The following is a 23,354-nucleotide window of genomic DNA, read 5'->3' as shown; positions in this document are numbered from 1 at the left end:
GGCCAGCTTACTGGGGACACACGAGCGCGATTACGGACCCGACCTGCAAGGGTTTCGTGCCGTCCATAGACGGCGTCTGCGTGACATCGGCGTGGTTACGGGGTATTCGGCGTAAGAACACGAACACCGGGGGGAGGCGTGTGGTGCGCGATGGTGACTGGCTCACGGAAACCGGGGCACGGATCCGAGGCGTCTTGAAGGTCATGGTGGACGCCGGGTGGCTGCCCGGCGGCACCGCCGTCATCGGAACGGGAGGTATGTGGGAGTTCGTCGCTGTGGGGCGGACCTCCGACCTGTACATGACCGCTCCCGACGTCTCCTACGACGTCGCGAGCCTGACCAAGGTCATGGCGACGTGGCCGTTGGTGGGGCAGGCGATGGCTGAGGGGCTGCTCGACCTGGACGCCCCTGTGTCCGAATACCTGGGCGTGGACGAGGCCCTGCCCGGCGCGGGGGTGACCACGCGCCAGATCCTCACCCACACCAGCCGCCTCAACCAGGTCACGTGGTTGGAGCGGCACGTGGGCACGGGGCAGCACCTGGCCGAGGCGATCCTGTCCGATCCTCTGGAGGAACCCGGCTACCAGTACATCGACCAGGGGTTCATCCTCCTCGGGCTCGTGCTGGAGAACCTGTACGGGACGGGGCTGGACCGTCTGGCCGAGGACCTGTGGGAGGAGATGGGCATGCACTCGACCTCTTACGGGCCGCTGGGCCGGTCGCCGTCCGTGGCCCCCACCGAGTGCCGCCTGGTCGGTGCAGCGCCCGACTGGGGCGTGGTGCACGACGAGGCGGCCTCGCTCATGGGAGGGGTCGCCGGGCACGCGGGGGCGTTCACCACGGCGATCGACCTGGGGGCGTTCGCACGGGAGATGCTGCGGATGCACGAGGGCGGCCGCGGCCCGGTACCGAAGCCGTTCGTGCGTGCCAGCTGGCAGCCGCACGTGGACGCGGGGCACCGGCTCTCGCGCGGGTTGGGATGGCTGGTCACGCCCGAGGGGGTCGTCCACCACAACGGGTTCACCGGCACGGGCCTGTTCATGCACCCTCGCAGCGGCCGGTACGTGGGGGTGCTGACCAACGCTGTGCACTACGGGCGCGACCGCACGGGGCTGACCGATCTGCGGTCGGCCGCACGTGCGGCGCTGGTTCCGCAGGCGTACGACTCCCAGTCATGAGGCCGGGCGGGGGCCGCGCACCCGCCCGGGGATCAGGAGGGGTGGGTGCGCAGGTTGGCCAGGAGCTCGTCCAGGAACTCGGCGAGACCGGCCGGGCCCGGGACGACGAGATCGGCCCTGGAGGCGACTTCCGTGACTTCCTCGGAGGCCGAACACACCGTCACGCCGGGCACCCCTTCCTCCCGGAGGGAGACCAGCGTGTCGAAGGCGGGCAGGTCCCCGAGGTCGTCCCCGGCGTAGAGCACCGAGCGCGCTGCGGTCTCCTGCGCCAGTGATCTCAGGGCGGCACCCTTGTCCACGCCCTGTGGGCGGAGTTCGATCACCATGCGCCCGGGTTCGGTGACCAACCCGGCGTGCTCGGCCAGGCGTTCCAGGTGCGGGCGCAGCAGCTCGAGTGCAGCGTCGGGGTCGGCGGCACGGCGGGTGTGCACCGCCAGGGAACGGTCCTTGTCCTCGATCCACGTGCCCTCCGGGGCACCCGCGGAGTCCACCAGTGCGGGTAGTTGCTCGCGGACCAGGTCCACCCCCGGTGGCGGAGCCGCGGCCACCAGGCGGCCGCCGGCCCACCGCTCGGCCCCGTAGTGGCCGAGCACGACGATGTCGGGTACTTCGGCCAGGCCGCCCAGGAGCACGGCCGTTTCCGCGGGGCGGCCGGTGACGACGGCGACGGTCCCGACGCGGGCGGCGAGGCCGGTCAGGGCCGGGACGATCCCTGGGTAGGGGACCGATGTCCGGGGATCCTCGACGATCGGTGCGAGTGTGCCGTCGAAGTCGAAGGCGGCCAGAGCACGGCCGGGGGAGGACCGGAACGCGTCCAGGCCGCGGTGTCCGTCATCGGTCCGCGGTGAGGGCAGGGCCATGCGGTCTCTCCAAGGTGGTCGCGGCAGAGGTCAGAGCCGGATACCCAGTTGGCGGGCGTTGCGTTGACGGCGGCGGTCCGCGCGCAGACGGCGCAGCCGTTTGACGGTCAGCGGGTCGAAGGCGAGCGCCTCGGGACGCTCCACCAGCCCGTTGAGGAGCTGGTAATAACGGGTCGGTGAGAACCCGAACTCCTCGCGGATCGCCTGCTCCTTCGAGCCCTCGAACTTCCACCACTGGCGTTCGAAGGCGAGGATGCGCTCTTCGCGCTCGGCGAGGGCCGACTGCCCGTCCTCGGACGGGCCGATATTCGGCATGGGGCACCCCCTGGGCGGGAAATTGGTTTGTCCGGATCGGCGCGACTCATGTTAGCGACTCGACATGCCGCGTGGAGAGCGGAAAACTCATGACTAGCAGCCGGGATACAGTTGCATGCCTTAGCCCTCGGGCCACTTGCCCAAGCCGTGCTCCTGTGCTCATGACAGAATTACGTGGGTCCCGGGAGGACCGCGTGGAACGTCGACCGCATCGTTCGAGGGAGCCTGACGTGCTCGGGGGAAACAGCCGTAACAGGACGCACACACGAGAGGGGATCAGGGGGATCGCCGCCTCGTGCGCGATCGTCACGGTTCTCGGAGCCACAGCTGTCCCTGCCGCCGCCCAGGTCGACGACTACCCCGATTTCCGGCCCGACCAATGGGGACAGGACGCGATCGGCTCAGCGGATCTGTGGGAACAGACCCGGGGACACGGGGTCACCGTGGCGGTCCCGGGGCCCTCGGTCATGGAGGACCATCCCGACCTCAGGGACAACATCACCGTCAACACCGAACACGGTGACAACTCCGGTGACATGGAACTCGGTACGGCGCTGGGTGGTCTGGTCGTCGGCCACGGCCACGGTATGGACGCCGACGGCGGAGTGCTGGGCGTCGCACCCGACGCCGGGCTGCTGGCCCTTCCCACCGAGGACGACATGGGTTCGGCCATCCGCACCGCGGCCCAGGACTCGCAGGTGATCCTCCTGCCCTCCACCGACGCCGACCTGGTCGAGGACACCCGGGCCGCAGTGGCGTCGGGCGTGGTCGTGGTCGGGCCCGCGGGCGGCGACGAGGACCCCAACGTCATCTCGGTCGCCGCCACCGACCAGGACGGGCAACTGACCTCAGGTACCACCGACACGTCGCAGATCGAGCTGACCGCACCCGGCGATCACCTCTACACCGCGGGGCCGGACATGGGACAGACCCAGGTGACCGGCGCACCGTACGCTGCCGCCCTGGCCGCCGGAGGGATCGCCCTGCTGCGTGCGGACCACCCGCAGCTGACACCCGAGCAGGTACGGGAGGTCGTCGTCCAGGGTGCGCAGGAGGGGCCGGGCGGGTTGCCCGCACTCGATCTGCCCACCGCGCAGGAGCAGGCCGCCCAGGCGACCGAGGGCGGCCGGATCATCGACGAGGAGCTCGCCCAGGAGATCGAGGAGGGGCCGGCCGTGCCGGTCTGGGTGTGGTTCGCGGTCGTCGGTGCGGTCCTGGTGTTCGGGGTCCTGGCCCTGGTCATGTGGGTGCGCCGGTCCTCCCGCGACCCCTACGGCGTCGAGGCCGAACGCCGGGAGGAGGACGAGCAGATCGCCGCCGCCCGTGCGGCCGAGGAGCGGCCCGCGCGCCGTCAGAAGGGCGGTCGGCGCCGCAAGCCCCGCAAGGGCTGACGGGACGCCGTCCGTGGCCCGCTCGGCCGGCCGGGCGGGCCGTCGTCGTTTCGGAGGTGTCGTCCGGGCTCCCCGGCCCCGGTGCGGGCGGACGGCGCTTCCGGGAGCACCGTCCGCCGATCGGGGCCGCCGTGTGCCGTCCCGGGGGCGCTGTACAGGTTGACGGGTACGCCCACCCCCGGAGAATGGAGCACGATCATGCCACGCACGGCCGACGGCAGCGCGGGGGACGCCGATTACGGCGTCATCGCCCGTGACTACACCGACCACCGTGTCCCCGATCCGCGTATCGCCCGTACCGTCCACACAGCCCTCGGCGAGGCCCGCACCGTCCTCAACGTCGGCGCGGGCGCGGGCTCCTACGAACCCGGGGACCGTGACGTCACGCCGGTGGAACCCTCCACGAGCATGCGGGGCCGGCGCCCCGGCCACCTCGGTGGGGCCGTGGACGCCGTAGCGGAGAGCCTGCCCTTCGACGACGACGCCTTCGACGCGGCCATGGCCACCTTCAGCGTCCACCAGTGGCAGGACCTCGACCGCGGGCTGGCGGAGATCCGCCGTGTCACCCGTGGCCCCGTGGCGCTGCTGACCTGCGATCCCGCCCTGGTCCGCGACTTCTGGCTCGACGAGTACGCCCCCGAGGTCCTGGCGACCGAGGCCGCACGCTACCCCGCACCGGACGTGCTCGCCACCGGCCTGGGCGGGCGTGTGGAGACCGTCACCGTCCCGGTCCCCCTGGACTGTTCCGACGGGTTCAACGAGGCCTACTACGGCCGGCCCGAGGCTCTCCTGGACGGGGGAGCCCGTGCATCGTGCTCGGCCTGGAGTTTCGTCGGGGACGACGTCGTTCACCGCTTCACCGCCGACCTCTCCCGCGATCTCGGCGACGGGACGTGGGACCGCCGGCACGGACACCTGCGCAGCACCCCCGAGCTGCACGGGTCGCTGGTGCTGGTGGTCGCGGTGCCCGACTGACCCGCGCACGGCACGGCAGGAAGGGCCGATCCGCCGGAATACTGCCCTTCCGTGCCGTGCACGTGCATCTGTAAAGCACGCCCGGACCCTCTTGACGCTCGGGAGAGGACCGGCAAAGCTGGCCGTATGAGTTCCCCCGAACCCACTGAGCTGCCCACACGCGGGCAGAGCCGGCCGGCGCCCGGTTCCTGGTCCGAACACCTCGTCGACGGCCGGATACGCCTGGTCGAGTCCGACCCGAAGTGGCCCTACTTCTTCGAACGCGAGGCCCGCCGCATCCGCGAGAGGCTCCAGGAACGTGTCCTGCTGCTGGAACACGTGGGATCGACCTCCGTGCCCGGGCTGGTCGCAAAACCCTGCGTCGACCTGCTCCTGTGCGTGGCCGATCCCGCCGACGAGAGCGCCTACGTGCCGGATCTCGAAGCCGCCGGGTACAGCGTGGCCCTCCGTGAACCGGAGTGGTACGGGCACCGGGTCCTCAAGGGCACGGAGATCAACCTCAACCTCCACGTGTTCGCGCACGGGTGCCAGGAGGCCGAACGGATGCTGCTCCTGCGCGACCACCTGCGCGCCGACGCCGACGCCCGTTCCCGCTACGCCGCCGTCAAGAAGGAGCTCACCGAGCACACCTGGGACCGCGTCCAGGACTACGCCGACGCCAAGTCCGAAGTGGTCGAGGAGCTCCTCACCGAGGCAGCGCGGCGACCGACGGCCTGATCCGGGCTCACCCCAGCGACCGGATCTGCTCCTGGAACCATCGGCGGGGCGGCAACGCCACCGCTGCTTCGGCCAGCCGCTCGCGGCGTTCGCGCCGTTCCCGGTCCGGCATCGACAACGCCTGGTGCAAGGCCTCGGCGGTCTCCACGGTGTCGAACGGGTTCACCAGCAGCGCGTCCTCACCGAGCTCGTCGGCGGCCCCGGCCTCCCGGGAGAGGACCAGGACCGAATCGCGTTCCGACAGCAGCGGGCCCTCCTTGGCGACCAGGTTCATACCGTCGCGCACCGGGTTGACCAACAGCACGTCCGCGAGCTGGAACGAGGCCAGCGACCGCGGGTAGTCGTCGTTGACCTCCAGCACGAGCGGTGTCCACTCGGGCGTCGAGAACTCCTCGTTGATCTCCTCTGCCATCCGCAGCACGGTCTCGGTGTACTCGCGGTACTCGGGGACGTCCCCGCGGCTCGGGTAGGCGAAGGCCAGGTGGGTGACGCGCCCGCGCCACTCGGGGTGGAGCGTGAGCAGCTCGCGGTAGGACTCCAGCCCCCGCACGATGTTCTTGGACAGCTCGGTACGGTCCACCCGCACGATCAGCCGTGTGTCGCCCACGAGCTGCGACAGTGCCCCGCGACGCTGGGCCACCTCGGGTTCGGCGGCACTGGTGCGCAGTCCTTCCTCGTCGGCGCCCAACGCGTGCACCCCCACGGTCACGACGCGTCCCCCGTGCTCGACGGTGCGGCGGTCGATGTCGACGTCGGCTCCCAGGATCTCCGAGCAACAACGCAGGAACGCCTCGGCCCACCGCGGGCTGTGGAAACCCAGCCGGTCGGCGCCGAGCATGCCCTCCAACAACTCGCGCGCGACCCGGTTCGGAAGCATCCGCAGATATTCCGGCGGAGCCCACGGGGTGTGCGAGAAGTGGGTGATGCGCAGGTCGGGGCGGCGGGAGCGCAGGATCTGCGGAACCAGTGCCAGGTGGTAGTCCTGCACCGCCACACGTGCGCCCTCGGCCGCACCGGAGACCAGGGCCTCGGCGAAGGCGTTGTTGTAGGCGGCGTAGTCCTCCCACAACCGTGCGAACCCCGAACCGAACACCGGCTTGTTCGGGAGGTCGTAGAGCAGGTGCTGCAGGAACCACAGCGTCGAGTTCGCGATCCCCGTGTAGGCGCCGGCGAAGGTCCGCTCGGGAATGTCGAGCATGTGCACCCGCATCCCGCCGAGGTCGTGGACACGGTCGATCCGGGCCCCGGGGGCCTCGGCGGCGGCACGCCGGTCGTCGTCGGAGAGCGCCGCGCACACCCAGAGGCTGTCGACCTCCGCGGCCACCGACGTCATGCCCGAGACGAGTCCACCGCCGCCCCGGCTGTACTCCAGGGAACCGTCCTCCGCCGTGCGGAAGGAGATCGGCCCCCGGTTGGCGGCGATGAGGGTCTGGGCCTTGTCCACGAATCGTTCCTCTCGCAGGCATGGGTTGTCGCGTGGGCGCACCGTATGTCTCGCCCCTGCGCCGGGATCCCAAACGTGGGCCAGGAGCGCCTCATCCCGTTGCAATGGAGCATGTGCCCGGTCGGGGGAGCATGTGCCCGGTCGGGCCCGCCTGAAGTGGCGTCTCATCATGCGGGCGACTTTGTGTAATACGCGTCACCCGTCGTGGAAAAGCTGACGAGGGCTCGGTTACAGTGACGATGCGGTTCCAGCAGGGACCAGCAGAAAATTTCATATTGCTCATCCAGAGGGGTGGAGGGACCGGCCCTACGAAGCCCCGGCAACCATCTCAGTATCTGACACTCGCGACCTGCGAGGCGACTGAGGCAGGTGCCAACTCCGGCCTGGGGTCAAAGTGGCCAGCCAGGAAAGATGAGGGGAGAAGCCTCGCCATGGCAATCGCCGCCGCAGAAAAAGCCTCCACCCGCGCCTTCGGCCCGGGCATCGCGCTCTCCTGCCGCGAATGCGGTCAGCAGTACGACCTCACCCCGCGTTTCGCCTGCGAGTTCTGTTTCGGTCCTCTGGAGATCGCCTACGACCTCTCCGGTGTGACCCGGGCCGACATCGAGAGCGGCCCCGCCAACATCTGGCGCTACCGTTCGCTGCTGCCCGTCCCCGAAAACGTGGCGGAACTGCCGAACATGAACCCCGGCCTCACCCCCCTGGTACGCGCCGACCGCCTCGGCGCTGAGCTGGGTCTGCGCTCCCTCCACGTCAAGGACGACTCCGCGAACCCCACCCACTCCTTCAAGGACCGTGTGGTGGCCATGGCCGTCGAGGCCGCCCGCGCGTTCGGGTTCACGACGCTGTCCTGCTCCTCCACCGGCAACCTCGCCGGTGCGGTCGGTGCCGCCGCGGCGCGAGCCGGCTTCGAGTCCTGCGTGTTCGTCCCCGCTGGACTGGAGGAGGCCAAGATCGTCATGGCCGCGGTCTACGGCGGAAAGGTCGTGGCGATCGACGGCAACTACGACGACGTGAACCGTTTCTGCTCCGAGCTCATCGGCGACCCGGCCGGAGAGGGCTGGGGGTTCGTCAACGTCAACCTGCGCCCCTACTACGCCGAGGGTTCCAAGACCCTGGCCTACGAGATCGCCGAGCAGCTCGGTTGGCGCCTGCCCGAGCAGATCGTCGTCCCGATCGCCTCCGGCTCCCAGCTCACCAAGATCGACAAGGGTTTCAAGGAGCTCGTCCAGGCCGGCCTGGTCCCGGACCGCCCCTACAGGATCTTCGGTGCCCAGGCCACCGGCTGCTCACCGGTCGCCCGCGCGTGGGAGGCCGGCCACGACGTGATCCAGCCGGTCAAGCCCGACACCATCGCCAAGTCGTTGGCGATCGGCAACCCCGCCGACGGCCCCTACGTGCTCGACGTCGCCCAGCGCACGGGCGGCTCGGTCGAGCACGTCGACGACACCGAGATCCGCGAGGGCATCAACCTGCTCGCCCGTACCGAGGGCGTCTTCGCCGAGACCGCCGGCGGTGTGACCACCGGTGTGTTGCGCAAGCTCGTCCGGGAGGGCCGTATCGACCCCGAAGCCGAGACGGTCGTGCTCAACACCGGGGACGGACTCAAGACCCTCAACGCGGTCGACGCGGGTGTGACCGCCACGGTCAAGCCCTCGGTGGAGGCCTTCACCGCCGCAGGTCTCGCCTGAATTCTCCTTCCTTCTCGATTCACCACCCACGCCTGAGACAGAACAGGACCTTCGCCATGAGCGCCAGCGTTCGCGTGCCCACCATCCTGCGCAGCTACACCGACGACGCCCGGGAGGTGACGGCTCGGGGCAGCACCCTCCAGGAGGTCTTCGACGACCTCGAGGCCAACCACCCCGGCATCCGCGCCCGCATCATCGACGACAGCGGCAAGGTGCGCCGTTTCATCAACGTCTACGTCGGTGACGAGGACGTGCGTTTCGAGAAGGGGCTCGACACCGAGATCTCCGACGGGGCGCAGGTCTCGATCATCCCGGCCGTCGCCGGGGGCTGCTGACCCCGCACGGTCACGGTGATCGGCCCCGGACGTACCCCTGTGTCCGGGGCCGCGGAAAACCCGTGGCGGACCGCGGCCCGCGCTCCTGGGCTGCGGGCATGGCCGAGATCCGTTCCTGCACGAACAGTGACCGCGAGGCCGTGGTCGCACTGGCCCTGCGCGCCTGGGAGCCCGTGCACGCATCGATGCGGCGGGTCCTGGGCGAGATGCTCTACCGGAGGATGATCCCGGACTGGCGGGAGAGCCAACGCGCGACCGTCACCGGGGAGCTGGACTCGGAGAGCTCCCACGTGTGGGTGGCGGTCCGCCAGGACACCGTCGTCGGGTTCGTGGCCGTACACCTCGAACCCGACGACAGGATCGGCGAGGTCTACCTGGTGGCCGTCGACCCCGACCACCAGGGCCGGGGTGTGGGACGGGCCCTCATCGACCACACCACCGCGTGGATCGGTGAGCAGGGCATGACGACGGCGATGGTCGAGACCGGCGGCGACGAGGGCCACAGCCCCGCGCGCGCCCTCTACGAGAACGCCGGGTACAACCGCCCTTCCCGTGGTGCGTTACTTCCGTGCGCTCTGACCCGAGCACGTGCGGGCACTGTCCTCCCTGCCCGCCGGACTCAGGCGGCCCTGTGCACGACCTTGCCGTCGAGCACGGTCAGCCACGCGTTCACGTCCCGCAACCGCTCCGGGCCCAGCGTCCGCACGTCCGCGTCCAGCACCACCAGGTCGGCCAGATGACCGGGGTGCAGGGAACCCAACCGGTCCTCGACACCGAGCGCGTGCGCGGCGTCCAGGGTGTGCGCACGAAGGGCCTCGTGCAGGGTCACCGCTTGGTCCGTGCCGATCTCCTTTCCCTCGCGCGTGGTGCGGCCCACCGCGTTGGCGACGGTGTCCATGGGGCGCAGGCTGGAGACGAAGGAGTCGCTGGAGAGCACGGGCCGCAGACCCAGGTCGAGTTCTTCGCGCATGGGCTGGAGACGGTGCGCGCGACGGCCCAGCCTGCGCAGGAAGTCGCCCCCGCTGTCGTAGAGGAAGTTGGGCTGGTTGACGGGGATGACCCCGTAGTCACCGAAGCGCTTGGCCTGTTCGGGAGTGGGATAGCCGCAGTGCTCCAACCGCGGGCGCGCGTCCGGGCCGCTCACGCGGGACGCCGACGCGATCGCGGCCAGGCTGTGTTCCATCGCCTCGTCGCCCTGGGTGTGGATGGCCACCTGCCAACCCTCACCGGCGGCGCGGGTGACCAGGTCTGCGAGCTGGTCGGGGTGGTGGTACAGGCTCCCGGCGAGCTCCCCGCGCTCACCGTAGGGGGTGCTGAACCTGGCGGTCCCGCCCAGGAGGCTGCCGTCGGAGTAGAACTTCATCCCGGTCAGCCGCAGCCAGTCGTCACCGAAGGGGCTGGCCAGCCCGGCCTGGGTCAGGGCGTCCAACTGGTGCGACAGGGGCATACCGAAGGTGCGCAAGGGCAGGCTCCCGGCCTCGCGCGCGGCCCGATAGACCCGCAGTTCGCGTGCGGAGACCTGCGGGTCGCACACCGTCGTCACCCCGGCCGACAGGTAGGGGTCGGCGGCGTCGGCCAACCATCCCAGCAGCTGTTCGGCGGGTAGGTCCGTGTGGAAGTTGGGCCCGTGGCATCCGATGTCCACTGCCAACGGCAGCAGCAGTTCCATGGCCGAGTCCAGGACCATGCCGGTCAGGCGGCCCCCTTCGTCCCGCACGAAGGAGCCGCCCTCGGGGTCGGTGACGTCCTCGCCGACACCGCTCCAGGCCAGGCTCATCGAGTTGACGACGGCCTGGTGGCCGGAGACGTGGTAGACGATCACCGGGTGTTCGGAAGTGGCCTCGTCCAGGGCACGGCGGGTGGGGCGGCCTTCGGGGTACTTGGCGTCGTCCATGGAGAAGGCACGGATCCATTGCCCGGCCGGGGTACGTTCGGCCTCGGCAGCGATCGCCTCGACGAGGTCTGCGACGCTGGAGACCCGCGGGTAGCGGGCATCGACGGCCGCCAGGGACTCGGCGGTGGACAGCAGGTGGTTGTGCGGGTCGATGAACCCGGGAACGAGCGTGCGCCCGCCCGCGTCGACCTCGGTGGCTCCCGGGCCCGCTGCGGCCCGGGCCTGCTCGGTGGAGCCGGCGAGCAGGATCCGGCCATCGCGCACGGCCACGGCATCGGCCTCGGGGTTGGTCTCGTCCATGGTCAGGACGCGGGCGTTGTGGATGAGCAGAGAGGTCACGGTGGGGTGCTCCTCCGGGTTCGGGCCGTGGTGGGGGACCACGGCGGGGTCGGGCCTGTGCTGCGGTCCGGGTCAGACCTCGGTGGGCAGCTGTTCGTCCTGGTAGCGGGGGGCGCGGATCAGGCAGAAGGCGCTCAGCGCGGCCATGAGGACCAGCAGGCCGACGACGGGCAGGATGCTGCCGGTCGCGGCGAGCAGGGCCGTGCAGACCAGCGGGGAGAGTCCGCCGAAGATCGCGCCGGCGACCTGGTAGGACAGCGAGATGCTCGTGTACCGGTTGCGGGGCGGGAACATCTGCGACAGCACTCGTGCGGTGGGCCCGTACACGGCCGACATCGCCAGACGCATCAGGCACAGCATCAGCACGATGAGGACGACGCTGCCGGTCTCCAGGACCAGGAACTGCGGCAGGGCCAGAAGGGCCACACCCGCCAGGCCGATGAGGACCATCCGGACGGTGCCGTATCGGTCGCCCAGCAAGGACACGCCCAGGGTCACGAGTAGTTCCAGCAGTGCGGCCGCGGTCAGTGCGTTGAGAACGAGCTGTTCGCTCAGGCCGATCTCGGTCACGCTGTAGGCCTGCAGGAACGTGGTCACGATGTAGTAACCGCCCACGGCCACCGGCAGGACACCCACGCCCAACAGCAACGAGCGCCAGGAGGAGCGCACCGCATCACGCAGCGGCAGGCTCTCGGGCTCCTTCGCGGAGCTCTCCTGGGCCGCTGCGAAGACCGGGGACTCCTCGACCCGCATCCGGATGAACAGGCCCACCAGCACCAGCAGGATCGAGCCCAGGAACGGCAGGCGCCAGCCCCAGTCGTAGAGGACGTCCGACCCCCAGGAAGCGATGACGCCGAAGGCACCGGTGGCCAACAGGGCGCCTGCGGGGTTGCCGAGCTGGGCGAACGCACCGTAGAAGGTCTTGCGGTGGGCGGGGGCGTGCTCGACCGCCATCAGGACGGCGCCGCCCCACTCACCTCCCACGGCGACGCCCTGGACCAGGCGCAGGAGTACCAACAGCAGCGGTGCGAGGAAGCCGACCTGTTCGTAGGTGGGCAGCAGTCCCACGGCGAAGGTGGCCACGCCCATCATCAACAGGGTCGTGACCAGTGCGGACTTGCGGCCGAGGCGGTCACCGAAGTGACCGAAGAGGACGCCTCCCAGCGGACGGGCGAAGAACCCGACGGAGAAGGTCGCGAACGAGGCCATCAGGCCGATCATCGGGTCCGCGTCGGCGGGGAAGAACAGACTTCCGAAGACCAGCCCCGCAGCTGTGGCGTAGATGTAGAAATCGAACCATTCGATGGTGGTCCCCACGAAGGCTGCGAGGGCCGCACGCATGGGATGAGATGACGACGGGGCCTTTTGAACAGGCATGAGGTACTCCGGTGGTCAACAGCAGGACAACGTCCCGGGAACTGCGTGTGACCCTAGACACCGATATCCGATTTCGTAGGGATATTCTGCACGTGTCGGGTCGTGACAAAAGTGCACGCCGCACACAACCCGGGAGGGGCACGCGATGGACATCACCGTTCGGGACATCACCACCGACCCCGCTCTCGAGGTATGCGCTGTCGCCGGGACCGGAGGGCTGGACCGGCCGATCCGGTGGGCGCACGTGACGGAGCTCCCCGACCCCGCCCCCTGGATGCGCGGCGGAGAACTCGTCCTGAGCGCCGGCATGAGCGTGGACGCCGAGGGTCGGGCCGCCTACGTGCGCCGTATCCACGACGCCGGCTGCGTCGGTCTGGCCTTCGCGATCGACGTGTGGATGGAGGAGATCCCCGAAGAGGTCCTCGCCGAGGGCGACCGCCTGGGCCTGCCCATCCTGAGAGTGGAGGGAGGGACCCCCTTCATCGCCATCGTGGAGGCCGTCGCCGACCACCACGCGAAGGAGCGTGCCCGCGAGCAGTCACGTGTTCTCGGTGCCCAGGACTCGATGGCCCGCGCCGCGCTGCGTTCGGGCCCTTCCGGGGTGATGGGTGAGCTGGCCTCGGCGACCGCCGGTGACTGCCTGCTCCTGGACCCCAACGGCCTGGCCCGTCTCGCCGTACCGGAGGGCGAGCCGGAGTGGCACGCCCTCGTGCGTGCCTCCGTCCAAGGCCAGCGGTCCCGGGGTATGACCGTGCTCGCCGACGGCGAAGCCTCCGTCCTCCTGCAGAGCCTGGGCACCACCGGGCGCACGCTGGGGTGGCTGGCGGTGCGCCACACCGAGCCCGCCTCGCCGCACGCACGCATGCTCGCCAACCATGCCGCATCCCTGCTGGCGGTGGACCTGATGTACTCCCGGAACGCCCGCCGGGCATTGTTCCGTGAACGGGCACCCCACTTGCGTGCCGCGCTCGAGGGCGGCGACGGGCGGGTCCTTCCCCCGTTGCCCGAACCCCCGTGGGAGGTGGTCCATTACCCCTGCCCGGCCCCGGAGGCCGCACTGATCCGTGCCTCCGACGCCCTCCCCGACCTGCTGGGGCCGACCGAGGCCTCCGAACGCGTCGGCCTGTGCACTCTCGGCGACGCCCTGGTCGCCGTGCTCCCGGCCACCGGAATCCCCCGTACGGGACAGCGGCTCCTGGAGGCCTTGGAAGATCTTTCCGAGGGGCCCTCCGCCGCCGGTGCCTGTGGTGCTCGGAGTCCGGCCGAACTCCCCGCGGCGGTGGACCGGGCACGCCAGGCCGCCACCGACGGGTACCGGCACGCGGACGACTCCGACGCCTGGTCGTTGCTGCGCGAGAACCTTTCCGCGGAGGGGGCGCGCGCGTTCGGGCGTGCCGTGCTGGGACCGTTGCGCGAGCACGACGTACGCAACTCCACCGACCTCGCCCACACGCTGCGCCACTTCCTCGACAACAGTGCCCACGTCGAGGCGACCGCACGGGAACTGGGGGTGCACCGCAACACCCTGCGCGGACGCCTGCGTATCGCGGAGCGGGTCCTGGGCGGTGACCTGAGGCAGGCCCGCACACGACTGGAACTGTGGACAGCCCTGTACCTGGAGCCGATGCGGTGCTACGACGGTTCCTGGCACCGGTGATCACGCGCCGGCGGCCGCCGCCACGGAAGGAGATCCAGTGGACACACCCAGCACGGACAGCACCACGTACCCGGAGAGCGGCATCCCGGCGTACGTGAACGACACCCTTTCCGCTGTCACCCCCTCCTTGGCCGGGGCCCTGGGGGTACCCGGACACGAGGACCTGCTGGGAGCGGGGCGGGCCCGTGCGGCCGCGTTCCTGCTGGTGGACGGGCTGGGCGCGCAGCTGCTCGCCCGGTACGCCGACCACGCGCCCACCCTGGCCGCCCTCGCGCGCGGCGGTTCCGTACTGAGGGCCGGGTTCCCGGCGACGACTGCTGCGAGCCTGGCATCGCTCGGGACGGGGCTGTCCTCGGGCGAGCACGGTGTCATCGGGTACAGCTTCGCACTCGACGGCCCGGAAGGAACACCGCAGGGGCCGGTCATGAGCGCGTTGGGATGGTGCGCACATGCCGGCCCGGAGCATGCGGACCTGCGGGAGGACTTCCCCCCGGAGTCGGTCCAGCCGCACAGCACGGTGTTCGAGCGTGCCGCCGCGGACGGGGTCGAGGTCTCCCGGTTGGTGCCAGGTTTCCACCACGGGTCCGGGCTGACCCGTGCCGTGCTGCGCGGTCCTGGCCGGTTCGTGCCCGCGGAGGCACCGGAGGAGCTCGTGCCCGGGATGCTGGAAGCACTGCGCGGCTCCGGTCGGGCGTTGGTCTACGGCTACCACGGTGATCTCGACCGGGCCGGCCACGACCACGGACCCGGTTCCGACCGTTGGATCGAGGAGCTCGTCCGGGTGGAGGCGCTGGTGTCCGACCTGGCCTCGGACCTGCCCACGGACACGGTGCTGGCGGTGGTCGCCGACCACGGGATGATCGACACCGGCGATCATCGGATCGACCTCGACCACACCCCCGGCCTGTTGTCGGGCGTGGACCGCCTGGGCGGGGAGGCCCGGGTGCGCCACGTCCACACCGAACCCGGTGCTGCGGCCGATGTGCTCGCCGCCTGGCGCGAGGCGCTGGGGGAGCGGGCCCACGTGGTCGAACGCGACCGGGCGATCGCGGAGGGCTGGTACGGGACGGTGTCCGGCCGCAACCGTGGGCGGCTGGGTGACGTCGTTGCCGCTGCCCGCGACACCTGGACGCTGGTGCGTTCCGAAGCCGAACCGGCCCAGACCGCGATGATCGGCCACCACGGTTCCTGGACCGAGGCCGAGCAGTTGGTGCCGCTGCTCCTGCTGCGGTCGGAGTAGCCCGTTGACGGGGTCTTCCGGGGGCGCGGGCCCGGGACCGCACCGCTCAACATCGTGTCACCGGTCTCGGCAGTTGAGCCGTCAGGTCGTGTTCCGGGCGATCGGCTCGATGGTTGGGCCGCCTCGGCCTGCCCCGAGGCGCCGTCCCGTGTCACCATTTCGATGACCGCAGAGCGAAGGAGCCCTTCCCCGATGACCGAGTCCGCCCCTGCCGACGATGTACAGGCTGTCGACGCCACCGACCCGGGGACGGTGACCGGCCGGGACGGGCTGGTCCGCCCCGCGTGGGCGTCGGTGGATCCGCTGTTGCGCGAGTACTACGACACCGAGTGGGGCATGCCGGTGCGCGACGAGCGCGGGATGTACGAGCGCATCAGTCTCGAGGCGTTCCAGGCCGGACTGTCGTGGGCGACGATTCTGCGCAAACGCCCCGCGTTCCGGGCCGCGTTCGACGGTTTCGTCCCCGAAACGGTGGCCGAGTACGGCCATCGCGATCTGGAACGGTTGATGGCGGACGCAGCGATCGTGCGCAACCGGGCCAAGATCCTCGCTGCCGTCACCAACGCGCAAGCCACCCTCCGGTTGCGGGACAAAGGCGGCTTGGCCGACTTCGTTTGGTCCTTCCGGCCCGACCGGACCCCGGCCCCGCGCACCGTCGCGGAGGTCCCCACGAAGTCACCCGAGTCACTGGCCCTGTCCAGGGCCTTGCGCAAGGAGGGGTTCACGTTCGTCGGCCCCACCACCATGTACGCGCTCATGGAAGCGGTCGGCATCGTCGACACCCACCTGCTCGGATCGCATCGCCGCGGCTCGTCCGGGGTCTGGCCCCAGTGACGAGGGCCCGGGGGTGCGGGAGCGCTCAGCGAATCCCGAGCGGTGGTGATGCCTGCCCTGCTCGCGATGCCCGGTGCGGTGTCGTCCGCCCCGAGGGTCGCGCGAAACCCCTGAGGGGCAGGTGTTTGCGCAGGTGGAAAGGGTAAAGGTCAACGGGCGGCAAATCGTGACCACATCGTTTGCACTCGACATGGGCGAGTGCTAAAAATAGGAGTGCTTAGCACTCGGCGATCATGAGTGCTAAGTCGGAGCGAGGCTGCGAGATCGTGGTCGCCGACAGCAGGGTTGTCGGCACGGTCACGGTCGTCCGTCGCGGGCGCAGGCCTCGTCCCTTCGCGTATCAGCCCGGTCACGGGAGGACAAGAACTCAATGGCAGCCAAACTGATCGCGTTCGACGAGGAGGCCCGTCGCGGCCTCGAGAGCGGCATGAACCAGCTCGCCGAGGCCGTCAAGGTCACGCTGGGCCCCAAGGGGCGCAACGTCGTGCTGGAGAAGAAGTGGGGCGCCCCCACCATCACCAACGACGGCGTCTCCATCGCCAAGGAGATCGAGCTCGAGGACCCCTGGGAGAAGATCGGGGCCGAGCTGGTCAAGGAGGTCGCCAAGAAGACGGACGACGTCGCCGGTGACGGTACGACCACCGCCACCGTGCTCGCCCAGGCACTCGTCCGCGAGGGCCTGCGCAACGTCGTCGCCGGCGCCAACCCGGTCGGCCTCAAGCGCGGCATCGAGTCCGCCGTCGCGCGCATCAACGAGGAGCTCGGCAACCTCTCCCAGGAGGTCGAGACCAAGGAGCAGATCGCCTCCACCGCCTCCATCTCCGCCGGCGACGACCAGATCGGCGAGGCCATCGCCGAGGCCATGGACAAGGTCGGCAAGGAAGGCGTCATCACCGTCGAGGAGGGCCAGACCTTCGGGCTCGAGCTGGAGCTCGCCGAGGGCATGCGCTTCGACAAGGGCTACATCTCGCCCTACTTCGCCACCGACCTGGAGCGGATGGAGACGGTCCTCGAGGACCCCTACATCCTCATCGTCAACTCCAAGATCTCCAACAACAACGAGTTCCTGCCCGTTGTGGAGAAGGTCCTGCAGGCCGGCCGTCCGCTGATGGTCATCGCCGAGGACGTCGAGCAGGGCGCGCTGCAGACCCTGGTCGTCAACAAGATCCGTGGCACCTTCAAGTCCGTCGCCGTCAAGGCCCCGGGCTTCGGTGACCGCCGCAAGGCCCAGCTCGGCGACATCGCCGTCCTGACCGGCGGCCAGGTCATCACCGAGGAGGTCGGCCTCAAGCTCGAGAACACCGAGCTCGACATGCTGGGCCGCGCCCGCAAGGTCGTCGTCACCAAGGACGAGACCACCATCGTCGACGGCAACGGTGACGCCACCAGCATCGCCGGTCGCGTCAACGAGATCCGCAACGAGATCGAGCGCACCGACTCCGACTACGACCGCGAGAAGCTCCAGGAGCGCCTCGCCCGTCTGGCCGGCGGCGTGGCCGTCATCAAGGCCGGTGCCGCCACCGAGGTGGAGCTCAAGGAGCGCAAGCACCGCATCGAGGACGCAGTCCGCAACGCCAAGGCCGCGGTCGAGGAGGGCATCCTGCCCGGTGGTGGCGTCGCGCTGCTGCAGGCCAGCGTGCCCGCCTTCGAGAAGCTCGAGGCCGAGGGCGACGACGCGGTCGGCGCCGACATCGTCCGCCGCGCCATCGCCGAGCCCCTCAAGCAGATCGCGCTCAACGCCGGTCTCGAGGGCGGCGTCGTGGTCGACAAGGTCAAGAACCTGGAGCCGGGCGTCGGCCTGAACGCCGCCACCGGCGAGTACACCGACCTGTTCAAGGACGGCGTCATCGACCCGACCAAGGTCACCCGTTCCGCTCTGCAGAACGCGGCCTCCATCGCCGGTCTGTTCCTGACGACCGAAGCCGTCATCGCCGAGAAGCCGGAGAAGGCGGCGGCCCCGGCCGCCGACCCGACCGGCGGCATGGGCGGCATGGACTTCTAGTCCACCGGCCAGGGGTCGGATACGCGACCTCGCCCGCGACGACCGGGCGGTCCCCACGGGGCCGCCCGGTTTCGTGTGTCCGTGCGGATCAGTCCCCGTGCCAGGCGTGCCACAGGTCGGCGTAGGAACCGCCGCGGGACAACAACCCCTCGTGGGTGCCGAGCTCGCGGACCGTGCCGCCCTCGACCACCGCGACCCGGTCGGCGTCGTGCGCGGTGTACAGCCGGTGCGCGATCATCAGGACCGTGCGTCCGGCCAGCACCCCCGACAGGGAACGTTCCAGGTGGCGGGCGGAGCGCGGATCCATCGACGACGTCGCCTCGTCCAGCACCAGCACCGCGGGGTCGGCCAGTACCACCCGCGCCAGCGCGATCTGCTGCACACGGGCCGGATCAGGGGTGGTGTTCCCCGAACCCACGGGGGTGAGCAGGCCCTCGGGCAGGCTGCGCACCCAGTCCGCGGCGCCGACCGCTTCCAGAGCGTTCCACAGGTCGCTCTCGTCGGCGGACTCCGCCGCCAGCCTCAGGTTCTCCGCGATCGTGCCACGGAACATGTGGCTCTCCTGACTCAGCAGGATCACGTGTGCGCGCCGCTGCTGGGGCGACAACGATGCCAGGTCCGCTCCGTCCACCCGGACCCGGCCCGAGGAGGGGACGTGGATCCCGGCGACGAGCTTGCCCAGCGTCGACTTGCCCGCCCCGCTGGGCCCCACCATCGCCAGGCGTTCACCGGGCCGTATCTGCAGGTCCACACCGTGCAGGACCTCGGTGTCGGTGTAGCCGAACCGCACCTCGGACAGTTCCACACCCCGGTCGCCGGCCACCGGCCGGTTCCGTGCCTCCCGCACGGTCTCCTGGGCGTGCCCCACACCCAGCAGGCGCCGCATGCTCACGAAACCGACCATCATGTTGTCGATCTGGTGCACGAGCTGTTCGACGGGGTGGGCCAACTGCACGGAGAAGAACGTCGCCGTCGCGACCTGGCCCGGAGTGAGTGCGTCGTTCATGTACAGCAGACCGCCCGCGAGGAAGGTCAGCGCCGTGGGCAGCTGGTAGACGACCTCCAGCTGCGGGAACCACACCGATCGCAGCCACAGCGTGTACCTCTCCGCGAGGAAGGCCCGGCGCACCTGCCGGTCGCTCTGCGTGCGCCGACGGTCCTGTCGGCCCAGCGCCTCCACGGTGTGCGCGCCCTCGACGGTGTCGGTCACGCCCTGGGTCAGGTCCGAGTGGGTGGCCAGCTCGCGGATGTAACCGTCCGGGGCACGCCGGGCGTACCAGCGGGCCGACACCCACAGCAGCACGAGACCCGGCACCCACGCCGGCAACAGCGCGGGGTGGATCACCGCCAACGCCGCCAGGACCACCGCGACCGTCACCGCGCTCACGACCATGTGCGGCAGGGAGAAGCGCACCATGTGGTTGAGGTTGCCGATGTCGCGGCCGGTGCGCGAGAGCAGGTCACCGGAACCGGCCCGCTCCACCACCTCCAACGGCAGGCGCAGCACCGCTCCGATGAACTCCTCCCGCAGCTGGGCCAACACCCCTTCGCCGAACCGGATCGACAGGGCCACCGAGACCAGGGTCAGGGCCGCGTTGGCCAGGAACGCCGCCACGACGAGTACGGCCATGGTGCCGATGCCGCCGGCGTCCCGCCCTTCCCGGACGGAGTCGACGATGAGACCCAACATCCACGGGGCGGCGAGCGCGCTCAGCGCGGCCAGGGCGTGCAGCACCACGACCCACACCAGTGTGCTGCGGTACTCCCGTCCGGCCCGGGCCAGGCGTGTCCACACCTCCCGTGTGGAGGAGACCGGCAGGGCCGCGGGATCCGGCTCCGGCAGAGCCGTGTTCCGGTCCGCGGCGGGCAGGTCGGCGTGTGTCATGGCTCCTCGCTCGCGGTACGCAGGACGGTACGGGTGTAGTCGGCGTTGTTCGCCAACAGGTCCTGGTGCGTGCCCCCGGCGACCACCCGCCCGCCGGAGACCAGGTGGACACGGTCGGTGCGGCCCAGCAGCAGAGGGCTCGTCGTGATCAGGACGGTGGTGCGGCCGCTGCGGGCGGACGGCAGCCCGCGGGCCACGGCGGCCTCGGAGTGCGCGTCCACGGCCGAGACCGGTTCCACCAGGACCAGCACCTCGGGGTCGGCGGCCAGCGCGCGTGCCAGGCGTAGGCGCTGTTGCTGACCGCCGGAGTACTCGCGGGCACGGGCGGTGAGCACCGTGTCCAGCCCCGCGGGGGACTGGCCCACGATGTCGTCGGCGTGGGCGACGCGCACCGCCCCGGCCAGTTCCTCCGCAGGCAGACCGCCGTCCGGCGAGAGTTCGTCGCGCAAGCGCCCGGAGAACAGGTAGGCGTCGTTGTCCGAGACCAGGACCCGGCCCCGCAGGTCCCGCAACGGGAGGTCGGTGAGGGGGACGGTCCGGCCGGTGCGGTGCTCGACCAGTTCCGCGGTCTCCTCCGGGGTGCCGTCGCGGTAGCGCCCGAGGCGTTCGGCGAGCGCGGTGGCCTCGGCGGGGTCGGGGCACACGATGCCGGTGACCTGCCCGGCATGGGCGGTGACACCGGTGAGCCGGTCGCGCAGCCCGAGCGGGCCCTCCGGGGGTGCGGCCGGGTGTTCTGGTTCGGGGTGGTCGTGGGTCAGGTTCAGCACCCGGACCACACGTGAGGCGGCCACCCGCGCACCGATGTAGAGCGTGGTGATGGCGGTCAACCAGCGCACCTGCTGTCCCAGCAGTCCCGTGTACCCGTAGAAGGCGACGAGCTGGCCGAGGGTGAGTTCGCCGTTCAGGGCCAGATGCGCTCCGTACCAGACGATGCCCACGAGCAGTAGTCCCGGGTAGAGGGCCTGGGCGGCACGGAGGGCGGCGTCCATCCAGCCCACCCGCATGCCGGCGTCGCGGACCCGGCCCGACTCCTGGCGGTACCGGGCGCCGATGGTGTCCTCACCGCCCACTCCCCGCAGCGCACGCAGCCCTGAGACGAGGTCGTTGGCCCGGGTGGTGAGCTCGGCCTGCCGGTCGCGTTGGTGGTCCTGGCGGCGGGAGAGCGGGCGCAGCATCGGTGCGACCGCCAGCACGACGAGGGGGACCCCGACGGTCAGTACCGTTCCGAAGGCCGGGTGCGTGTACAGGGTCAGGCCGACGATCGCGCCGATCGACACGAGCGCCCCGGGCACCAGCGACGCGTTCTCGTACAGGTCGCCGATGCGGTTGATGTCGTTGGTTCCGATCGCCACGACCTCGCCGCCGGGCAGTCTCCGGGTCAGGGTCGGGCCGAGGTCGACGGAACGGTCGATGACCACGGCGATGGTGCGGTAGGCGCCGCGGACCCAGCTGTAGGTCGCGGTGCGTTCGGCTGCGAGCACGATGGCCGCGGAGGCGAACGCGCACGCGGCGAGCACACCGGACCACAGCAGGAGCGTTTCCGTGTCGCCGCTGGTGAGGCCGGAGTCGAGGGCGGCACCGAGCACGGTGGCGCTCAGGACCCCGCACAGGGTGTAGAGACCGTTGACGACGGAGGTGCTCAGGAGGGTGGTCCACTGTTGGCCGGCGCCCCAGAGGAGGAAGTGGTCGGGGGAACGGGTGTCCGGTGGTGTCGTCACCGGTTCGGGTGGTCGGGGCACAGTCACCGGACATTAGCTGTGCGCGATCCCGTCGGCCACTGATTTTTTGGCCGGGGCGCCCCGGCTCCTCCGTCCGGTCCCCGAACCGCCTCAGGGCCCGTTCCAGGGCAGGAACGGGGGTGATGCCCCATGCCCCGGGACGTTCCCGGCGCTGATAATGCCCGTATGAACGATGATTCGATCCGAAACGGGAGCGCTTCCCCCGGCCCGGCAGAAGGTCCACGCGTCGGTCTGCTCGTGCGGGTGGTCGCCGTGATGGCGGCTGCCATGGTGCTCTGGTACGCCCTCCTGCCCCTGGTCCGTGCACCGTTCGCCGCCCCCGAGGACGCGCAGTTCGGCGCCGCCCGCTGGGTCACCGCCGCGGTCGTGACGGTGGTGGCCGTGCCGCTGATACGGGCGGTCCGCCGGTACTTGGACCGGCGGCCGTGGGAGGGGCTGCACCTGACCGGGTTCCGTGAGGGGTGGTGGCCCTTCCTGGTGGGGGCGCTCGCGTGGGCGATCCCGGGCTTCGCGGGGATCGGGATCGCGCTCGGGCTCGGCTGGGTCGAGCTCGTGCCGCGCATGGCCGTCCCGGAACTGGTGGGGTACCTGGCTCTGCTGACGGTGCTGGTGCTGTTGTACGAGGCGCTGCCGGAGGAGTTGATCTTCCGCGGCTATCTGTTCCGCAACCTCAACACCGTCATGGCCGGCTGGCTCGCGGTGGTGGCACAGGCGGCGCTGTTCACACTGTTCGGAACCGCTCTCTGGGTGCTCTCCAGCGGATGGGAGGTCCTCGGCGAACGGGTCACCTTGTTCTTCGCCATGGCGGTCGTCATCGGGTGTCTGCGTGTGGTCACCGGGAACGTGTGGACCTGCATCGGTTTCCACCTCGTGTTCCAGGTGACCGCGCAAGCGGTTCTCGGCGGCCGGTTGTTCGAGCTGCGAGGGGGTGAGGACGGGTTCATGCTCGCTCTGGTGGGCCCGTTCGTGTTCGGGGTGCTCGTGGCGAGCCTGCTGTCCCGCCGGGACGGGAACTGGCGGGAGCGGGTCCCCGACCCCGCCTAGCGGACGGCGCCCTCGGTGTGCAGGACCTCGATGAGGCGGCGTACGGCGGGTGCGCACCGGGCGCGGTCGGCGTGACCGACCCAGGCGAGCTCGGTGATCTCGTGGTCGGCGGCGATGGCACCGTCGTGCTCAGCCGTGTAACAGCTCATGCGCACGCGCGTGCCGGGCGCCTGCGCGTGCGCGACCTCGTCGACCACGGTGACCAGCCGGAAGGTGCCCGGGCGCAGGCGGACGGAGACTTCCTCGAAGGCCTCGCGGGCGACGGCGTCCTCGTCGCTCTCCCCGCTCTCGCGCTTGCCGCCGGGAACGTAGAGCAGGTCACGTCCCTCGGGACGCACACACAACAGGAGCCCGTCGCGGACGTGGACCCAGGCGAGGGCGTCGATCACCGGTGGGGTCGTGGAAGTCCCGAACATGCGTCCACTGTAGGCGGAGTG

19 protein-coding genes, 1 pseudogene and 1 riboswitch are annotated in these 23,354 nt (G+C 70.5%); of the genes and pseudogenes, 12 read left to right on the top strand and 8 right to left on the bottom strand.

From position 1 onward, the window contains the following. Positions 1 to 143: 143 nt before the first annotated feature. On the top strand, positions 144 to 1,178 hold the full coding sequence (locus D456_RS0102155) for a serine hydrolase domain-containing protein (protein WP_026115494.1): 1,035 nt from the start codon (positions 144 to 146) through the stop codon (positions 1,176 to 1,178). 32 nt (positions 1,179 to 1,210) lie between these two features. Here the strand turns inward: D456_RS0102155 and otsB are convergent, their stop codons facing one another. Continuing rightward, the gene (gene otsB / locus D456_RS0102150) at positions 1,211 to 2,038 is read right to left on the bottom strand and encodes a trehalose-phosphatase (RefSeq protein WP_017574503.1); all 828 of its coding nucleotides are present in this window, start codon (positions 2,036 to 2,038) and stop codon (positions 1,211 to 1,213) included. A gap of 30 nt (positions 2,039 to 2,068) precedes the next feature. Continuing rightward, a complete protein-coding gene (locus tag D456_RS0102145; protein WP_017574502.1) occupies positions 2,069 to 2,353 on the bottom strand; it encodes a DUF3263 domain-containing protein in 285 nt (94 codons plus the stop codon). Between the two features lie 230 nt (positions 2,354 to 2,583). Here D456_RS0102145 and D456_RS0102140 point away from each other — a divergent pair, with 230 nt between their 5' ends. The 3 genes from D456_RS0102140 to D456_RS0102130 all read left to right on the top strand — a co-directional run bounded on the left by D456_RS0102140 (position 2,584) and on the right by D456_RS0102130 (position 5,436). Then, positions 2,584 to 3,744, top strand: coding sequence for a S8 family serine peptidase (locus D456_RS0102140; RefSeq protein ID WP_017574501.1), 1,161 nt, complete (start codon positions 2,584 to 2,586; stop codon positions 3,742 to 3,744). 198 nt (positions 3,745 to 3,942) lie between these two features. Continuing rightward, positions 3,943 to 4,719: a methyltransferase domain-containing protein gene (locus tag D456_RS0102135; protein WP_017574500.1), complete on the top strand. Its 777-nt coding sequence runs from the start codon at positions 3,943 to 3,945 to the stop codon at positions 4,717 to 4,719. 126 nt (positions 4,720 to 4,845) lie between these two features. Further along, complete coding sequence (locus D456_RS0102130) at positions 4,846 to 5,436, top strand: GrpB family protein (protein WP_017574499.1); 591 nt, start codon at positions 4,846 to 4,848, stop codon at positions 5,434 to 5,436. A 7-nt stretch (positions 5,437 to 5,443) separates the two neighbouring features. On the opposite strand, the gene D456_RS0102125 is transcribed toward D456_RS0102130, so the two are convergent. Beyond that, complete coding sequence (locus tag D456_RS0102125) at positions 5,444 to 6,880, bottom strand: alpha,alpha-trehalose-phosphate synthase (UDP-forming) (RefSeq protein WP_017574498.1); 1,437 nt, start codon at positions 6,878 to 6,880, stop codon at positions 5,444 to 5,446. 276 nt (positions 6,881 to 7,156) lie between these two features. Then, a riboswitch (SAM riboswitch) is annotated at positions 7,157 to 7,298 on the top strand. A 13-nt stretch (positions 7,299 to 7,311) separates the two neighbouring features. Between D456_RS0102125 and thrC the strand changes: the two genes are divergently transcribed. The 3 genes and pseudogenes from thrC to D456_RS25380 all read left to right on the top strand — a co-directional run. Continuing rightward, positions 7,312 to 8,571: a threonine synthase gene (gene thrC / locus D456_RS0102120; protein WP_017574497.1), complete on the top strand. Its 1,260-nt coding sequence runs from the start codon at positions 7,312 to 7,314 to the stop codon at positions 8,569 to 8,571. Positions 8,572 to 8,627: 56 nt separating this feature from the next. Then, positions 8,628 to 8,906 (top strand): ubiquitin-like small modifier protein 1, encoded by a 279-nt coding sequence (locus D456_RS0102115; protein WP_017574496.1) that lies wholly within the window; start codon positions 8,628 to 8,630, stop codon positions 8,904 to 8,906. A gap of 98 nt (positions 8,907 to 9,004) precedes the next feature. Next, positions 9,005 to 9,388, top strand: a pseudogene (locus D456_RS25380) (GNAT family N-acetyltransferase); the annotation flags it as partial. Positions 9,389 to 9,525: 137 nt separating this feature from the next. On the opposite strand, the gene D456_RS0102105 reads toward D456_RS25380, so the two are convergent. Beyond that, entirely contained in the window at positions 9,526 to 11,139 is a 1,614-nt protein-coding gene (locus D456_RS0102105; protein WP_026115493.1) for an amidohydrolase, read from the bottom strand. 72 nt (positions 11,140 to 11,211) lie between these two features. Then, on the bottom strand, positions 11,212 to 12,480 hold the full coding sequence (locus D456_RS0102100) for an MFS transporter (RefSeq protein ID WP_017574493.1): 1,269 nt from the start codon (positions 12,478 to 12,480) through the stop codon (positions 11,212 to 11,214). A 181-nt stretch (positions 12,481 to 12,661) separates the two neighbouring features. Between D456_RS0102100 and D456_RS0102095 the strand changes: the two genes are divergently transcribed. The 4 genes from D456_RS0102095 (at position 12,662) to groL (ending at position 18,249) form a co-directional block, all read left to right on the top strand. Continuing rightward, positions 12,662 to 14,173: a PucR family transcriptional regulator gene (locus D456_RS0102095; protein WP_017574492.1), complete on the top strand. Its 1,512-nt coding sequence runs from the start codon at positions 12,662 to 12,664 to the stop codon at positions 14,171 to 14,173. 37 nt (positions 14,174 to 14,210) lie between these two features. Further along, the gene (locus D456_RS0102090; protein WP_017574491.1) at positions 14,211 to 15,413 is read left to right on the top strand and encodes an alkaline phosphatase family protein; all 1,203 of its coding nucleotides are present in this window, start codon (positions 14,211 to 14,213) and stop codon (positions 15,411 to 15,413) included. 192 nt (positions 15,414 to 15,605) lie between these two features. Continuing rightward, a complete protein-coding gene (locus tag D456_RS0102085) occupies positions 15,606 to 16,247 on the top strand; it encodes a DNA-3-methyladenine glycosylase I (RefSeq protein WP_017574490.1) in 642 nt (213 codons plus the stop codon). A 370-nt stretch (positions 16,248 to 16,617) separates the two neighbouring features. Further along, the gene (gene groL / locus D456_RS0102080) at positions 16,618 to 18,249 is read left to right on the top strand and encodes a chaperonin GroEL (RefSeq protein ID WP_017574489.1); all 1,632 of its coding nucleotides are present in this window, start codon (positions 16,618 to 16,620) and stop codon (positions 18,247 to 18,249) included. An 88-nt stretch (positions 18,250 to 18,337) separates the two neighbouring features. Here the strand turns inward: groL and D456_RS0102075 are convergent, their stop codons facing one another. Both D456_RS0102075 and D456_RS0102070 read right to left on the bottom strand, forming a co-directional pair. Beyond that, the gene (locus D456_RS0102075; protein ID WP_017574488.1) at positions 18,338 to 20,134 is read right to left on the bottom strand and encodes an ABC transporter ATP-binding protein; all 1,797 of its coding nucleotides are present in this window, start codon (positions 20,132 to 20,134) and stop codon (positions 18,338 to 18,340) included. Beyond that, a complete protein-coding gene (locus D456_RS0102070; RefSeq protein ID WP_017574487.1) occupies positions 20,131 to 21,852 on the bottom strand; it encodes an ABC transporter transmembrane domain-containing protein in 1,722 nt (573 codons plus the stop codon). The genes D456_RS0102075 and D456_RS0102070 overlap by 4 nt, the downstream gene beginning before the upstream one ends. Positions 21,853 to 22,038: 186 nt before the next feature. Here D456_RS0102070 and D456_RS0102065 point away from each other — a divergent pair, with 186 nt between their 5' ends. After that, positions 22,039 to 22,917 carry a CPBP family intramembrane glutamic endopeptidase gene (locus tag D456_RS0102065; RefSeq protein ID WP_026115491.1) on the top strand — a complete coding sequence of 293 codons (879 nt, stop codon included), beginning with the start codon at positions 22,039 to 22,041 and terminating at the stop codon, positions 22,915 to 22,917. On the opposite strand, the gene D456_RS0102060 is transcribed toward D456_RS0102065, so the two are convergent. Beyond that, entirely contained in the window at positions 22,914 to 23,333 is a 420-nt protein-coding gene (locus tag D456_RS0102060; RefSeq protein WP_026115490.1) for an NUDIX hydrolase, read from the bottom strand. The two genes, D456_RS0102065 and D456_RS0102060, sit on opposite strands and share 4 nt — an antisense overlap. Between the last annotated feature and the right edge of the window lie 21 nt (positions 23,334 to 23,354).

It is taken from the genome of Nocardiopsis kunsanensis DSM 44524 (assembly GCF_000340965.1).
GTDB lineage: Bacteria > Actinomycetota > Actinomycetes > Streptosporangiales > Streptosporangiaceae > Nocardiopsis > Nocardiopsis kunsanensis.
This window is presented reverse-complemented; position numbering and strand designations above follow the sequence as displayed.

Coding starts and splice junctions, on each gene's coding strand:
- otsB (WP_017574503.1), bottom strand. CDS start 2,038: ATGGCCCTGCCCTCACCGCGGACCGATGACGGACACCGCGGCCTGGAC.
- D456_RS0102145 (WP_017574502.1), bottom strand. CDS start 2,353: ATGCCGAATATCGGCCCGTCCGAGGACGGGCAGTCGGCCCTCGCCGAG.
- D456_RS0102135 (WP_017574500.1), top strand. CDS start 3,943: ATGCCACGCACGGCCGACGGCAGCGCGGGGGACGCCGATTACGGCGTC.
- D456_RS0102130 (WP_017574499.1), top strand. CDS start 4,846: ATGAGTTCCCCCGAACCCACTGAGCTGCCCACACGCGGGCAGAGCCGG.
- thrC (WP_017574497.1), top strand. CDS start 7,312: ATGGCAATCGCCGCCGCAGAAAAAGCCTCCACCCGCGCCTTCGGCCCG.
- D456_RS0102115 (WP_017574496.1), top strand. CDS start 8,628: ATGAGCGCCAGCGTTCGCGTGCCCACCATCCTGCGCAGCTACACCGAC.
- D456_RS0102100 (WP_017574493.1), bottom strand. CDS start 12,480: ATGCGTGCGGCCCTCGCAGCCTTCGTGGGGACCACCATCGAATGGTTC.
- D456_RS0102095 (WP_017574492.1), top strand. CDS start 12,662: ATGGACATCACCGTTCGGGACATCACCACCGACCCCGCTCTCGAGGTA.
- D456_RS0102085 (WP_017574490.1), top strand. CDS start 15,606: ATGACCGAGTCCGCCCCTGCCGACGATGTACAGGCTGTCGACGCCACC.
- groL (WP_017574489.1), top strand. CDS start 16,618: ATGGCAGCCAAACTGATCGCGTTCGACGAGGAGGCCCGTCGCGGCCTC.
- D456_RS0102075 (WP_017574488.1), bottom strand. CDS start 20,134: ATGACACACGCCGACCTGCCCGCCGCGGACCGGAACACGGCTCTGCCG.
- D456_RS0102065 (WP_026115491.1), top strand. CDS start 22,039: ATGAACGATGATTCGATCCGAAACGGGAGCGCTTCCCCCGGCCCGGCA.
- D456_RS0102060 (WP_026115490.1), bottom strand. CDS start 23,333: ATGTTCGGGACTTCCACGACCCCACCGGTGATCGACGCCCTCGCCTGG.